Annotated in this window: 12 protein-coding genes; 3 read left to right on the top strand and 9 right to left on the bottom strand. The window is 66.0% G+C overall.

Annotated elements, in window-relative coordinates; all coding sequences use genetic code 11:
- On the bottom strand, positions 1-616 hold a 616-nt coding region (locus VE759_RS16010; RefSeq protein ID WP_324934173.1), incomplete at its 3' end, for a class I SAM-dependent methyltransferase.
- Positions 617-653: 37 nt separating this feature from the next.
- Between VE759_RS16010 and glpK the strand changes: the two genes are divergently transcribed.
- On the top strand, positions 654-2,171 hold the full coding sequence (gene glpK / locus VE759_RS16005) for a glycerol kinase GlpK (protein ID WP_324934171.1): 1,518 nt from the start codon (positions 654-656) through the stop codon (positions 2,169-2,171).
- A gap of 27 nt (positions 2,172-2,198) precedes the next feature.
- Here glpK and VE759_RS16000 read toward each other — a convergent pair whose 3' ends face one another.
- The 7 genes from VE759_RS16000 to fumC all read right to left on the bottom strand — a co-directional run bounded on the left by VE759_RS16000 (position 2,199) and on the right by fumC (position 9,731).
- Positions 2,199-2,918, bottom strand: coding sequence for a PadR family transcriptional regulator (locus tag VE759_RS16000; RefSeq protein WP_324934169.1), 720 nt, complete (start codon positions 2,916-2,918; stop codon positions 2,199-2,201).
- 109 nt (positions 2,919-3,027) lie between these two features.
- On the bottom strand, positions 3,028-3,609 hold the full coding sequence (locus VE759_RS15995; RefSeq protein WP_324934166.1) for an LUD domain-containing protein: 582 nt from the start codon (positions 3,607-3,609) through the stop codon (positions 3,028-3,030).
- Positions 3,596-5,032: a lactate utilization protein B gene (locus VE759_RS15990; RefSeq protein ID WP_324934164.1), complete on the bottom strand. Its 1,437-nt coding sequence runs from the start codon at positions 5,030-5,032 to the stop codon at positions 3,596-3,598. The genes VE759_RS15995 and VE759_RS15990 overlap by 14 nt, the downstream gene beginning before the upstream one ends.
- Positions 5,029-5,775, bottom strand: coding sequence for a (Fe-S)-binding protein (locus VE759_RS15985; protein WP_324934162.1), 747 nt, complete (start codon positions 5,773-5,775; stop codon positions 5,029-5,031). The genes VE759_RS15990 and VE759_RS15985 overlap by 4 nt, the downstream gene beginning before the upstream one ends.
- A 34-nt stretch (positions 5,776-5,809) precedes the next feature.
- On the bottom strand, positions 5,810-7,492 hold the full coding sequence (gene alsS / locus VE759_RS15980; protein WP_324934160.1) for an acetolactate synthase AlsS: 1,683 nt from the start codon (positions 7,490-7,492) through the stop codon (positions 5,810-5,812).
- Between the two features lies 1 nt (position 7,493).
- Positions 7,494-8,279, bottom strand: a complete 786-nt coding sequence (budA, locus tag VE759_RS15975) for an acetolactate decarboxylase (RefSeq protein WP_324934158.1) — start codon at positions 8,277-8,279, stop codon at positions 7,494-7,496.
- Between the two features lie 9 nt (positions 8,280-8,288).
- Entirely contained in the window at positions 8,289-9,731 is a 1,443-nt protein-coding gene (gene fumC, locus VE759_RS15970; protein WP_324934156.1) for a class II fumarate hydratase, read from the bottom strand.
- Positions 9,732-10,124: 393 nt separating this feature from the next.
- Between fumC and VE759_RS15965 the strand changes: the two genes are divergently transcribed.
- Positions 10,125-11,417 (top strand): threonine/serine exporter family protein, encoded by a 1,293-nt coding sequence (locus tag VE759_RS15965; protein ID WP_324934154.1) that lies wholly within the window; start codon positions 10,125-10,127, stop codon positions 11,415-11,417.
- A gap of 10 nt (positions 11,418-11,427) precedes the next feature.
- Here VE759_RS15965 and VE759_RS15960 read toward each other — a convergent pair whose 3' ends face one another.
- The gene (locus VE759_RS15960) at positions 11,428-11,973 is read right to left on the bottom strand and encodes a PadR family transcriptional regulator (protein WP_324934152.1); all 546 of its coding nucleotides are present in this window, start codon (positions 11,971-11,973) and stop codon (positions 11,428-11,430) included.
- 89 nt (positions 11,974-12,062) lie between these two features.
- Between VE759_RS15960 and VE759_RS15955 the strand changes: the two genes are divergently transcribed.
- A complete protein-coding gene (locus VE759_RS15955) occupies positions 12,063-13,370 on the top strand; it encodes a carotenoid oxygenase family protein (protein WP_324934150.1) in 1,308 nt (435 codons plus the stop codon).
- Positions 13,371-13,374: the final 4 nt, after the last annotated feature.

Here is a 13,374-nt window from a genome sequence, read left to right as displayed (position 1 = left end):
GCGGCACGAACGGGATGAACGGCGCCATCGCCGCCAACTGCACGACATGTACCGGCGACGGCGGCCGCGGCAGGTCGATGATCAGCAGCTTGTCGGCCACCCGGGTGCCCTCGGCGAACACCTTCGACGCCAACGGCGGCGACAGGTGATGAAAGGACAGCGCGATCACCGCCAGGTCGAAATCGCCGTCCGGCGCATCGATGTCGGTGGCATCCATGATCCGCACGGTGGCGCGTGGATGACCGCCCACGTCGCCCGCGGCGATCTCGGCCAGCGACACCGGGTCGACGTCGGTCACGGTGATTTTGGCGGTGGGGTGGTACTCGAGGAGCTTGCGCGAAAGCGCGCCGTGGCCGGCGCCGAGTTCGAGGATCTTCGGGTCGGGCACGTCGGCAACCTCGTCTAGTGCCAGTCGCGCGAACTTGTCGTGGTTGTTGAAAAATCGGCCGGTCCAGTCCAATGCCCGCACCACGCCGCGCTTGACCCGGTCGTCGACGTCGTCGCGATCGAGGTATTCGAGACAATCGGTCTCCAGCCGCCGGTCGAGCCAGGAGGCGCCCGGACCGCCGCGGGGCATGCGTTCAATGTCGCCGTTCACTGAAGCCATGTAAGCCATCATGGACGATTGCACGGGTCAGGGAGAGGAGCGTCAGTTGGCCGACTTCGTCGCCGCAATCGACCAGGGCACCACCAGCAGCCGATGCATGATCTTCGACCACGACGGCAGCGAGGTGGGGCGACATCAGCTCGAGCACGAGCAGATCCTGCCGAAGGCCGGCTGGGTTGAGCACGACCCTGTCGAGATCTGGGAGCGCACCGGGTCGGTGCTGATCAGCGCGCTGAACAAGACGAAGCTGGGCGCCTCGGACCTGGTCGCCCTCGGCATCACCAACCAGCGTGAGACATCACTGGTGTGGAACCGCAGAACGGGACGGCCGTACTACAACGCGATCGTCTGGCAAGATACCCGCACGGACCGGATCGCGTCGGCGCTTGACCGCGACGGGCGCGGCGAGGTGATTCGCCAAAAGGCGGGCCTGCCGCCGGCCACCTATTTCGCCGGCGGCAAGTTGCAATGGATTCTGGAGAACGTCGACGGCGTGCGCTCCGACGCCGAGAACGGCGACGCCATCTTCGGCACCACCGATTCCTGGGTGCTGTGGAACCTGACCGGAGGAACCCGGGGCGGCGTGCATGTCACCGACGTGACCAACGCCAGCCGCACGATGCTGATGAATCTGGAGACCCTGGACTGGGACGACGAGTTGCTGTCGTTCTTCTCGATTCCGAGGCAGATGCTTCCGGAGATCAGGCCGTCGTCGTCGCCGGAACCGTACGGCACCACGGTATCGACCGGCCCGGTGAACGGCGAAGTGCCGCTGACCGGAATCCTCGGCGACCAGCAGGCCGCGATGGTCGGACAGGTGTGCCTGGACAAAGGAGAGGCCAAAAACACCTATGGCACAGGCAATTTCCTGCTGCAGAACACCGGCGAGGAGATTGTTCGCTCCGAGCACGGCCTGCTGACGACGGTGTGCTATCAGTTCGGCGACGCGAAACCGGTGTACGCGCTGGAGGGTTCGATCGCGGTGACCGGTAGCGCGGTGCAATGGCTGCGGGACCAGCTCGGCATCATCAGCGGCGCTGCGCAGAGCGAGGCGCTGGCCCGGCAGGTCGACGACAACGGCGGAGTGTATTTCGTGCCGGCTTTCTCGGGCCTGTTCGCGCCGTATTGGCGATCCGATGCCCGCGGGGCGATCGTGGGGTTGTCGCGGTACAACAGCAACGCGCATTTGGCCCGCGCGACGCTGGAGGCCATCTGCTACCAGAGCCGCGACGTGGTGGACGCGATGGAGGCCGACTCCAAGGTGCACATGGACTTGCTCAAGGTCGACGGCGGAATCACCGCGAACGACCTGTGCATGCAGATCCAGGCCGACGTGCTCGGCGTCGACGTGGTCAAGCCCGTGGTGGCGGAGACGACGGCGCTCGGCGCCGCTTACTCCGCGGGGCTTGCGGTCGGCTACTGGGCGAATCCCGCTGACTTGCGGGCGAATTGGCACGAGGACAAGCGGTGGTCGCCGAACTGGACCGACGACGAGCGCGCCGCCGGATACGAGGGCTGGAAGAAGGCCGTCCAGCGGGCGCTGGACTGGGTCGACGTGTCGTGAGCACCCCGACCCAGCCCGACCGGGTGGTTACTCGGACTCGCCGAGCACGTTGTAGATCTCGCGTCGCGCATTGTTGACGATGTCGACGATGCGCTGCTGTTGTTCGGGCGTGGCGGCGTACGCGGATTGCGCCACCGCGCCGAACAGCTGGCCGACCGCACTGCGCAAATTGGCGTGTGCGGGGTCGACGTCCCCGGCGATCTCTTCCCACGGCGGCGTCTCGGTCTTGGCCGCCGCGGCGCGGCCCTCGTCGGTCAGCTCGAAAAGCTTCTTGCTGCCTTCACTTTCGGTCGCGACGATCAGGCCCTCGTCGACGAGCAGCTGCAGCGTCGGGTAGACCGAGCCGGGGCTGGGCCGCCACAGGCCGTTGCTGCGTTCGCCGATTTCCTGGATCATCTCGTAGCCGTGCATCGGCCGCTCGGTCAGCAGCGCGAGGATTGCGGTCCGGACATCGCCGCGCCGACTACGTCCGCGGCCGCGGGGTCCGCGGTGGCCGCCGGCTCCGAAGCCGAAGGCGAAGCCGGGACCGAACCCGCCCACGCCGCCGGGGCCAAAGCCGAAGCCGCCGCCTGGTCCCCAGGGGCCGCCGCGATGGCCGGCGCCGTGGTCGCGAACGTGATCGCGGAAGGCGCGCCGTGCTTCGCGCCGGGCCTGATGCATAGCGCGGCGCGCTTCGGGGTCGAACGGCTGAAAGCCGAAGCCTCCTGCGTGTGGGCCGCCTTGCGGCCCGCCAAACGGTTGATTCATCTGGTTCTCGTCTCTGGAAGGAGAGCGCCGGATGCGCTCCCGATACAGTGACGATATATCGGAAACTATCGCGATGCAACGTCGACGGTGCGCGCCGGTCGCATGTGGCCTAGCGCGGCCAGAGCACGACGGTGAGGGTGGTGACACCCTGTGCGGGGTGCACGGTGATGCCGCCGATGTCGGCCGAGCCGGAGGGCCCGGACAGCAGGACCGCGTAGGCGGCCTCGGCGAAGGCGGGGTGCCGATACGCGTGGTGGATGTTCTCCACCAGGTCGGCCGGGTCCAGCAGCACGACCAGATGCTGTGCGAGCACCGCGGCGGTGGGGACGCCGAGCTCCTTCTCGCTGACGAGGATGGACCCGGTCTCGGCCACTCCCAACGGGGTGCGCACGACGGTCACGTCGACGTCGGCCGGCGCCGCCCAGTCATCGAATCCGGCCGGGTCGGCGTCGCCGCTCACCTCGCTGACGGCCGAACAGATCCGGCGGGCGTCCGGAAAGGCCGTCGCCAGCCAGGCCTGCGCATCGGCGGGCGGCCCGGGGAGCACCTTGCCGTCCAATCGCGCCAGCGCGGTGGTGAACAGATTGACCAGATCAGCCGGGTTGCGGCTGAAATCGGGTACCTGCGGCGGTTCCGAGAAGGCCGGGCCGTGATCGCGCACGGCGGTGAGGATGTCATCACGTGAGCTCATGGCGAGCCTCCTTGGCCTCGCCCGGGGCCGGGACGTGATTCGCTTCGCCGTCGCGGCCACGCGTGCGGGCGTACCACTGGTGGAAAGTTTCCTTCGGGGTGCCGGGTACGTCACGATGGCGCCCCCAGGCGTTGAGCCGGTTGTAGAGCGCGAAGTGCGGCAACACCTTCAGCGCCGCCGCACCGCTCTCGGCGGCCGCGCGGTAGAGCCGTGGGTGGCTGAGCACCTTGTCGGCGACCTTCATGGCCGCCTTTTTGGTGGTCGAGAACTGGCCGTGGTCGTCCATCACCTCACGCCATTGATAGATCTGTTCATGGATGTTTATCTGCACCGGGCAGACGTTGGAGCAACTGCCGTTGATCGTCGAGGCGAACGGCAGCTCGCGGTAGCGGCGCACGTCGGCCGAGGGCATGGTGATGATGCCGATCGGCCCCATATAGGTGCCGCCGTAGCTGAGCCCGCCGCTGCGCCGGTACACCGGGCAGGTGTTCATGCACGCGCCGCAGCGGATGCACTTGAGCGAGGGCCAGAAGCGCTCGTCGGCCAGCCGCGCCGACCGGCCATTGTCCACCAGCACGATGTGCATCTCGCCGCCCGCGCGCGGTTTGGCGAAATGCGACGTGTACTGGGTGATGCGCTCTCCGGTGGCGCTGCGGGTCAGCAGCCGGATGAACACGGCCAGTTCTTCCGGGCCGGGAATGATTTTCTCGATTCCGACCGAGCAGATCCGCAGCTTCGGGACGTTGCCGGACAGGTCGGCGTTGCCTTCGTTGGTCACCGTGACGATCGCGCCGGTCTGCGCGACGGCGAAATTGGCGCCGGTCATGCCGGCATCGGCCTGCAGAATCAGCGGCCGGGTGTGTTCGCGCATGACGTGGGCGAGGTAGACGGGATCGGCTTTTTCGGCGTCGGAACTGTAGACCCGGTGAAACAGCTGCGCGATGTCTTCGGGTGTTTTCTGGAAGGCCGGTCCGACGATGTGGCTGGGCGGCTGGTCGTCGAGCTGCTGGATGCGTTCGCCGAGATCGGTTTCGGTGACCTGGATGCCGCGGCGTTCCAGGAAAGGCCGCATCTCGCACTCCTCGGTCAGCATCGACTTGGACTTCACCAAGTGCTGAGCGCCGTGCGAGCTGAGGATGTCGTAGAGGATTTGGTTGTGTTCGTGGGCGTCGCGCGCCCAGTGCACCGTCGCGCCGTTGCGCGCGGCGCTGGCCTCGAACATCTGCAGGTAGTGGGCGAGGTTCGACAGGGTGTGTTCCTTGATTTGGGAGGCCAGCGTGCGAAGGTCCTCCCACTCGCCGACCTCCCGCGCCGCGGCATCACGGCGCTGGCGAAGACCCCAAATCAAGGTGTCGAAGGCACGTTCATGAGGCTCGTCTTCGAGGAAGCCCAGGGCGTTGCGGGCTTGGTCCACCGATTTCACTGCGCGTCTCCGTTCAGGACCTGGGCCAGGTGCAGGAACTGGAAGTCGTCGCGCTCGCGGTGCGCGCACCCCTGTAGGTGCATGAGGCAGGACATGTCCGATGACACGATGTAGCGGGCTCCGCAGGCGCCGATGCGTTCCAGCTTGTCGTTGCCCATGGCCGCCGAGACGGCTTCCTCGGTGACCGCGAAAGTGCCGCCGAATCCGCAGCATTCGTCGTGGCGGTCGAAGTCCGCGATCGTGACGCCGTCGACTTTCTCAAGCAGGCTTCTCGGTTTGGAAAACCACGGGTCGTTGGGCCGCTCACTCATCGTCTGCTGGCCCAAACCGCGGATCGCCGAGCAGCTCACGTGCAGCGCGACCGGATGCGGAAAGTGCGCCCAGGGAAACTGCTCCACTTTGAGGACATCGCAAAGGAACTCGGGTAGATCCCAGGCATGGCCGCTGAGATGCCGGCGCTGCGGCGTGTCGTCGGCCGCGGTGAGCTTGTTGCGGATGTGGTGTATGCAACTGCCTGACGGCGCGACGACGTAGTCGTAGTCGGCGAAGTTGCGCACGAGGAGTTCTTCGGTGGCCTTGGCCTCGATGTATGCGCCGCTGTTGGCCATTGGCTGCCCGCAGCATGTCTGATCGAACGGATAGTCGACCTGCACGCCGAGCTTCTCCAGCAGCTCTAATGTCGACTTACCGACCTCCGGATAGAACATGTCGATGTAGCACGGAATCATCAATCCCACCCGCATGGCCGCCCGCTTTCGTAAGTCGTTGGTGGTCGGTTCAATTCAAGACGCCCTCGTGAAGCTGCGAGTAGAGGTCGATGGTGTGGCTGTAGTCGACGGCGACGTCGAGAATGGTGATCCCGGGTTCGTTCAGCGATTGCTTGAATGCGTCTTCGAATTCCCGCATCTGGGTCACGCGGATGCCGGTCGCGCCGAATGCCGCGGCGTAGTGCGCGATGTCGTAGTCGCCGAGCTGCACACCGGACTTGCGGCCGTATTTCATTACTTCCTGGAAGCCCACCATGTCGTAGGAGTTGTCGCGCAGCAGAACGTGGGTGAAGCTGAGTCCGAGGCGCGACGCAGTCTCCAATTCTTGTGCGCTGAACAGGAATCCGCCATCGCCGGACACTGACACCACGTGAGTGCCGGGGCGAACCATCGCCGCTGCCATGGCCCACGGCAATCCCACCCCGAGAGTCTGCTGGCCATTAGAGAACAGCAGCCGCCGCGGTTCGTACACCCGGAAGTGCCGGGCCATGTAGATGTAGTTGGACCCGACGTCGCATGCAATGGTGGCGTCGTCGTCGACGAGTTCGCGGATCTTGAGGACAACTGCGGCGGGATTGAGGCCCAGCTCGGTCTCGGGCTGAGTGCGGGCTTGTTCGTCAATGCGAAGCAGCGCCGAACGCTGTTCGGCGGCGGCATTGCGGGCGGCGTCGGACAGCCGCAACCCGGACAGCCGTCGGGTCAGCTCGGATACGGTTGCGGCGATGTCGCCGCGGAGCTCCAGTGTCGGCTGGTAGTGCTCGTCGATGTCGGCCGGCAGCTCGTCGATGTGGATGAGGGTGCGGGCTTGGCCGGTGTTCCACATCCGGGGGTCGTATTCCACCGGGTCGAAGCCCACGGTCACCACGACATCGGCGTGAGCGATCAGGATGTCGCCGGGTTGGTTGCGGAACAGGCCGACGCGCCCGACGAAGTGGTCTTCCAGCTCACGGGACACCAGGCCGGCGGCCTGGAACGTCTCGACGACGGGTAGGTCGGTGACGGCGAGCAGTTCGCGCAGCGCTGCACAGGGTGCCGGGTCGCCGGCGCGTACTCCGGCGAACAGCACCGGTCGCTGCGCGGTCCGGATCAGCTCCGCTGCGCGTTCACACTGGTCCGCGGGTGCGGCGCCGAGTGCCGACACCCGTGCCGGCCGGGTGACGGCGGCAGCGGTCGGCGCGGCGGCCACGTCGGCGGGAAGCACCACCGCGGCGGCGCCGCGAGGCACGGTGGTGGCGGCGCGGATCGCATTGGCGATGGTTTCTGCCACGTTGTCGGCGTCATCGACCTCGCCGGCGTACTTGGTGAAGGGCTCCAGCGCGGCGACGGCGTCCATCGTCTGATGGGTGCGCTTGAGCCGGTCGGCGCGCGGTACGGCGCCGCAGATGGCGACCATCGGGTCCTGCTCGGTGGTCGCGGTGACCAGGCCGGTCGCCAGGTTGGTGGTGCCGGGCCCGGATGTCACCAGCGCGACACCCGGCGTCCCGGTTAGCCGTCCGACGGCGGCGGCCATGAACGCAACGTTCTGTTCGTGGCGGCAGATCACCACGTTGAGCCCGCTGTCGAGCAGGGCGTCGAAGACGGCGTCGATCTTGCCGCCGGAGATCCCGAAGACGTGTTCGATGCCGTAGGCGGCCAGCGTCTCGACGATCCGCTGCGCGGAACGCACTGTGTTGTCGGGTGTGGTGTCGGGCATTTCATCCACCTTCGGTCTGCCGGATCTGGGTGTCGACGTTGTCGGGGCTGAGGTCCGCGCGCAGGAACTGCTCGGTGCGCTGCAGGCTGAGGTGCAATTCGGAGCGAACGCAGATGTCGATCCTGCCGCGACTCAGCCGGTAGTCGAGCGCGTGCCCGCCGTGGCTGCGCTCGTTGTCGATGAAGTGCATGTGGTAGCCGGCGACCGCGATGCCCTGCTCGTATTCGGGCGTGCGAAACCCGGCCAGGGTTCCCGACACATCGGTGAAGGAGACCTCGTGCTGATCCTTGGTGGCCTCGGTGAACGGGCGGTACGGCTTGTGCTGGGCGGTGACCGTGCGGGTGTGGATCTCACTGAATTCGCCGGTGATTCGCAGCGCCACCATCAGGTTGGTGCTCTGCACCAACTCGTCGATCATCGCCTTGAGAGCCGCAGCGTCGCTCGGCGCGGACACCGCGATGGTGTGGTCGGCGTCAAACCAGGTGAGCACCGCGAACGGGGACAGTTCGTCCGGATCTGCGATGGCGGCGCCGCCGTCGCTGCGCAGCTGATAGCACACCCCGTCGAGGACCAGCATCTCGCCGTCCAGCGCGTTGAACGTGCCGAGGCCAAAATCGCCGTGGCGCAGCAGTTCCCGGACATCGACATCGCCGTCGTAGACACCGGCAAGGAGCGCGCCCATCGTTGAGCTTTGGTAGACCTCGTCCGGATGGGCGTGGGCGAGCTTCCCGCGAAACCAGCGGCGAAGGGCATGCGCGGAAAAGTCTTGTGGGCCAGAGTGGGTCACTTGGTGTCCTTAAAACGGGCCGACCATTGCCGCGGGGCTGACGATGCGGTCGAACTCCTCGGCGCCGATGTAGCCGGATTTCAGTGCGGCTTCGCGCAGTGTCGCCCCGGTCCGATCGGCGTCATGCGCGATCGCAGATGCCTTGTCGTAGCCGATCACTGGTGACAATGCCGTCACAAGCATCAGTGAGCGGTCGACGTATTCGGCGATCTTGGCGTCGTTGAGTTCGATGCCGTCGACGCAGAACTGTTGTAGCTTTTCGCACGCGTCGGCGAGAATCCGGGCCGAATGCAGGAAGTTGTTGATGACGATCGGGCGCATCGCGTTGAGTTCGAAATTGCCCTGTGAACCGGCGAAGCCGACGGCGGCGTCGTCGCCGAGGACCTGGATGCACACCATCACCATGGCCTCGCACTGGGTGGGGTTGACCTTGCCCGGCATGATCGAGCTGCCCGGTTCGTTGGCCGGCAGATTCAGCTCGGCGATGCCGCAGCGCGGGCCCGAGGCCAACCATCGGATGTCGTTGGCGATCTTCATCAGTGCGACCGCCAGACCGCGCAGTGTCGCCCCGGCGGCGACGATGCCGTCGAGGCCGCCCTGGGCCTCAAACTTGTTGGGCGCGGTGACAAACGGATGGCCGGTCAGCGCTGCGATTTCCGCTGCGATGTCGGGTCCGAAGTTGTGGGGCGCGTTCAGTCCGGTGCCCACCGCGGTGCCGCCGGCGGCCAGCCGGTAGAGCTCACCCTGGGCGGCCTCGACACGGTCGGCGGCGGTGTCGAGTTGGGCGGCCCAGCCGGACCACTCTTGACCCACTGTCAGCGGGACCGCGTCCTCGAGGTGGGTGCGGCCGATCTTGACGACGTCTTTCCATTGGGCCGACTTGGCGGTGATGGCCTGCTGCAGCGACCGGAGCCGGGGCAGCAGGTACTGCTGGATTTCCAGCACCGCCGCGATGTGCATCGCGGTCGGGAAGCTGTCGTTGGACGACTGGCCCATGTTGACGTCGTCATTGGGATGGACCGGCGATTTGGACCCCAGCCGGCCACCGGCGAGTTGGATGCAGCGGTTGCTGACAACCTCGTTGAGGTTCATGTTGGACTGGGTGCCGGACCCGGTCTGCCACACGTACAGCGGGAAGTGTTCGTCGAGGTCCCCGCCGATCACCTCGTCACACACCCGCCCAATGAGGTCGGCCTTCCAAGCGGGTAGCCGGCCGGCGCGTGCGTTGACCCGAGCGGCGGCCTTTTTGACATAGCCGTAGGCGTGATACACCTGTTTGGGCATGCGGTCCCCGCCGATCGAGAAGTGGACCAGTGAGCGCTGTGTCTGCGCGCCCCAATACTTGTCGGCGGGAACCTCGATTGCGCCCATCGAATCGGTCTCGCGGCGGGTGCCGGCCGCATCGACGCCGATCGGGATGTTCAGAATCGTCGGTGCGTCAACTGTTGTCATTGGTGTGTTCCTCATAGTGGGTGAAGTCGATTCCGACAAGGTTTTTGAGTGTTTGACGACCGGCGGGAGTGCATGGCGGATGGTGAGGACAGCGGGCGGCGGAAACAGCGGACGGCGGAGGACACGACTCACTCAGCCTGATTGAAGGTATGCGACAAATCACCACGGCTACCAACCAAAAACCACCCCCGCTAGCGTCACCCGTTGCTTACCGCTAGCCGGTATTCGATGAACGCAACTGCAGTAGCTCAGTCCTAATGGTGTTGTCATCGCTACGCTGATGGACGTCTTTAGCCAGAGGCGTGGCGGCATAGATCCAGTGACCAAGGACGTGCGGAGGGCGGCTGTTGGGGAAGTCGGCGAGGTCGGTGCTCACGGCGTCGGCGGCGCTTGATGGCTGAGCCGCCGCCCGGCAACGCCGCGGTGGAGGCGGACGCGCTCGACACGGTGATGAAGGCGGCCGTCCTGCTGCAGGAGAGCGGCCAGTCGACCAATATGACGCTGATCGCCGTCGACCGGCTGAACACGGGTCTGGGTATTCGGAGCACGCTCATCCCGTCGTGGTCGTCGCTGTTGCTAACAAGCTCACGTGCCGACGTGCCGGTGCGGGTGGCGTCGGTGTCTCCCGTCGGGGTCAACATGCGCCGGGTGGCGTCCGCGATGCGCGTCATCGACCGCGCCGAAGATGGTCGGCTCGACCGGGACGTCGTAGACCGTGAGATTGACGCGGCGCGGGTCCTGGGGACTTCGAGCGCAACAGTTTTCACCGCCGCGTGTGCCACCGGTGCCGGTGCCCTGGCGGTAATTTTCGGCATCACCGATCCGGTCGCGGTGCTGTTGGTCGCGGGCAGTGCCGCCATCGGCGGTCTGATCCGCCGCGGGCTGGGAAGACTGGGGGTCGGCACGTTGCCGCAGGCGTTCCTGGCGGCAATGGTGGCCGGTCTGATCGGCGCTGCTGCTGTGCACCTAAGCCTCGGCGCAGCAACGGGACTCATTGCGCTCTGCCCCGGGATGGTGCTGGTACCTGGACCGCACATCCTCAACGGCGGGTTGGATCTGTTGACCCTTCGGATCACCTTGGGCATCGCGAGGCTCGGATATGCAACGCTAATCCTGGCGGCCATCGCCGCGGGCTTGGTCTTGGGGCTCAAACTCGGCGGGCAGACGCTCTCGGTCACCGGCAGCAGCGCCAACGTTGCGTTCTACGTTGATGTTCTGGCGGCTGGAGTGGCCGCGGCGTCGTATCCGGTGTACTTCTCCATGCCTTACCGGATGATCGGCTGGCCGGTGGCTGCCGGGATGCTGGCCCGTGCTGCCCATTGGTGGGCGATGACGAGATGGCAGGTCGATTTGCCGGCGGCCGCCCTGGTGGCATGCCTGGTGGTCGGCATCCTGCTGATCCCGGTCTCGCATTTCCTGCGGATGCCGTTCGCCGCCATCGGCTTTGCCGCAATCGTGTCGCTGGTGCCCGGGGTCTACGTGTTCCGGGCGGTCGGCGGGATTCTGCAGTTGCAGAGCACGACATCGTCCGAGGTGTTGGCCGCAACGGTGTCGGATGCAACGGTGGCGACTCTGGTGGTAGCCGGCATGGTGGTCGGCCTGATCGTGCCGATGCGCGCAAGAGACGTGTTGGTGACCGCTGCCGCGCGGCGAAGAGCACGCGGTGTGGGTAATGGGTCAGTTTGAGACTGACCCACTACCCGATCGTGGAGCTGCTACCGCTCGCGCGGTTGTCGAGGGCCTTCGTCACGTCGGTCGCCCAATCCGCCTGCATCTTGGTAAAGCGCAGCCCATATTCCAGCGCGGCGCGGCCGAAGAAGTCGTCGTCGCTGTCGTCCCATCGGACCGAGTCACGGATGTGCTCATAGCGCTCCCGTTCGGTGTCGGCCTGTCGGCGTAACGACTCGAGGTAGTGCCTTGCCTGGTCGGGCGTGAGCTGGTGGAGAAGAAACACCCGCAACAGCTGGGTGCTGCGCAACGCCGGGTCGTCTTCCGGTGTGGTCATCCAGCGCTTTAGCTCCGCGCGGCCGGCGCCGGTGATCGCGTACTCCTTACGGCCGCGCGGCCCGACATGGGTGACCTCGATCAATCCCGAGTCGGCCAGCTTGACCAGCTCGCCGTACAACTGGCTCTGGGTGGCCGGCCAAACATTGGCCATCGAGATCTGAAACTTCTTCAGCAGGTCGTAGCCGCTGGCTGGATGCTGGGCAAGCAGGCCCAGCGCGGCATGTCGCAAGCTCACGAAGAGATACTAACCGTCCAGTATTGACATGTCACATCTGAAATGCCAGTATCGACATGTCATAATTGGAATGTCAGCAGGAGCGCATGATGACCGACGCACCCGAGACCGTCGTCCCGTTCTTCCGGACCGGCAACTACGCACCGGTGGCCGACGAGTTGACCGCCTTCGACCTGCCCGTCGACGGCACGATCCCATCCGAACTCAGCGGCTGGTATCTGCGCAACGGCCCGAATCCACGCCGCTCGACACAGCACTGGTTCGCCGGCGACGGCATGGTCCACGGGGTGCGGCTGGAGAACGGCCGCGCGGCCTGGTACCGCAACCGCTGGGTGCGGACCGAAAGTTTCGACAACCCGTTCCCGGTGTACAACCCGGACGGCACGCGGAACCTGCACTCCAGCTTGGCCAACACCCACGTCATCCGACACGCCGGCAAGACGCTCGCGCTCGTCGAGTCGTCGCTGCCCTACGAGATCACCCACGAACTGGAGACGTTGGGCGCCTACGACTTCGGCGGCAAGCTGGCGGACTCGATGACCGCTCACCCGAAGATCTGCCCGACCACCGGCGAACTGCACTTCTTCGGGTACGGCAGCATCTTCGCGCCGCACGTCACCTATCACCGCGCCGACGCCAACGGCGAGCTGACCATCAACCGGCCGGTCGACGTGCCCGCGCTGACGATGATGCACGACTTCGCGCTGACCGCCGAGCACGTGGTCTTCATGGACCTGCCGATCGTGTTCGACCTGGACATCGCAATCAAGGGCGAAGCCGACATGCCGTATCGCTGGGATGACAACTACGGGGCCCGGCTGGGTGTGCTGCGTCGCGACGATCCGTACGGGCCGATCAGGTGGTTCGACATCGACCCGTGCTATGTGTTCCACGTGGCCAACGCCTACGATCGCGGCAATTCGATTGTGCTGCAGGCCGTCCGCTATCCGGAGCTGTGGCGCGACACCGGCGGCTTCGAAGAAGACGGCGTGATGTGGCGCTGGGTGATCGACTTGGACAACGGCACCGTCGACGAAAGCCAAATCGACGACCGCAGCGTCGAGTTCCCGCGCATCGACGACCGGCTGGCCGGCCTGCCCGCCCGCTACTCGATCACCGTCGGCGACGGCAGCCTGGTCCGGTACGACCTCGACCGCGGCACCGCCGCGGAGCATCGGTTTGGTGGCCGGGCGCCCGGCGAGGCGGTCTTCGTGCCGGCCGGTCCCGGCGCCGACGAGCTGGCCGGCTGGTACATGGCTTACGTCTACGACCCGGTGCGCAACGGCAGCGACCTGGTCATCGTCGACGCATCCAACTTCGATGGCAAACCCGTTGCCCGCGTGGAGCTGCCACAGAGGGTTCCGCACGGGTTCCACGGAAACTGGATCGGCGACTGACGCG

Source organism: Mycobacterium sp. (genome assembly GCF_035640695.1).
GTDB lineage: Bacteria > Actinomycetota > Actinomycetes > Mycobacteriales > Mycobacteriaceae > Mycobacterium.
Note: the sequence above shows the minus strand (reverse complement) of the source record. Positions and strands in the feature narration are given on the sequence as shown.

Coding starts and splice junctions, on each gene's coding strand:
- VE759_RS16000 (WP_324934169.1), bottom strand. CDS start 2,918: ATGAATCAACCGTTTGGCGGGCCGCAAGGCGGCCCACACGCAGGAGGC.
- VE759_RS15995 (WP_324934166.1), bottom strand. CDS start 3,609: ATGAGCTCACGTGATGACATCCTCACCGCCGTGCGCGATCACGGCCCG.
- VE759_RS15985 (WP_324934162.1), bottom strand. CDS start 5,775: ATGCGGGTGGGATTGATGATTCCGTGCTACATCGACATGTTCTATCCG.
- alsS (WP_324934160.1), bottom strand. CDS start 7,492: ATGCCCGACACCACACCCGACAACACAGTGCGTTCCGCGCAGCGGATC.
- fumC (WP_324934156.1), bottom strand. CDS start 9,731: ATGACAACAGTTGACGCACCGACGATTCTGAACATCCCGATCGGCGTC.
- VE759_RS15965 (WP_324934154.1), top strand. CDS start 10,125: ATGGCTGAGCCGCCGCCCGGCAACGCCGCGGTGGAGGCGGACGCGCTC.
- VE759_RS15955 (WP_324934150.1), top strand. CDS start 12,063: ATGACCGACGCACCCGAGACCGTCGTCCCGTTCTTCCGGACCGGCAAC.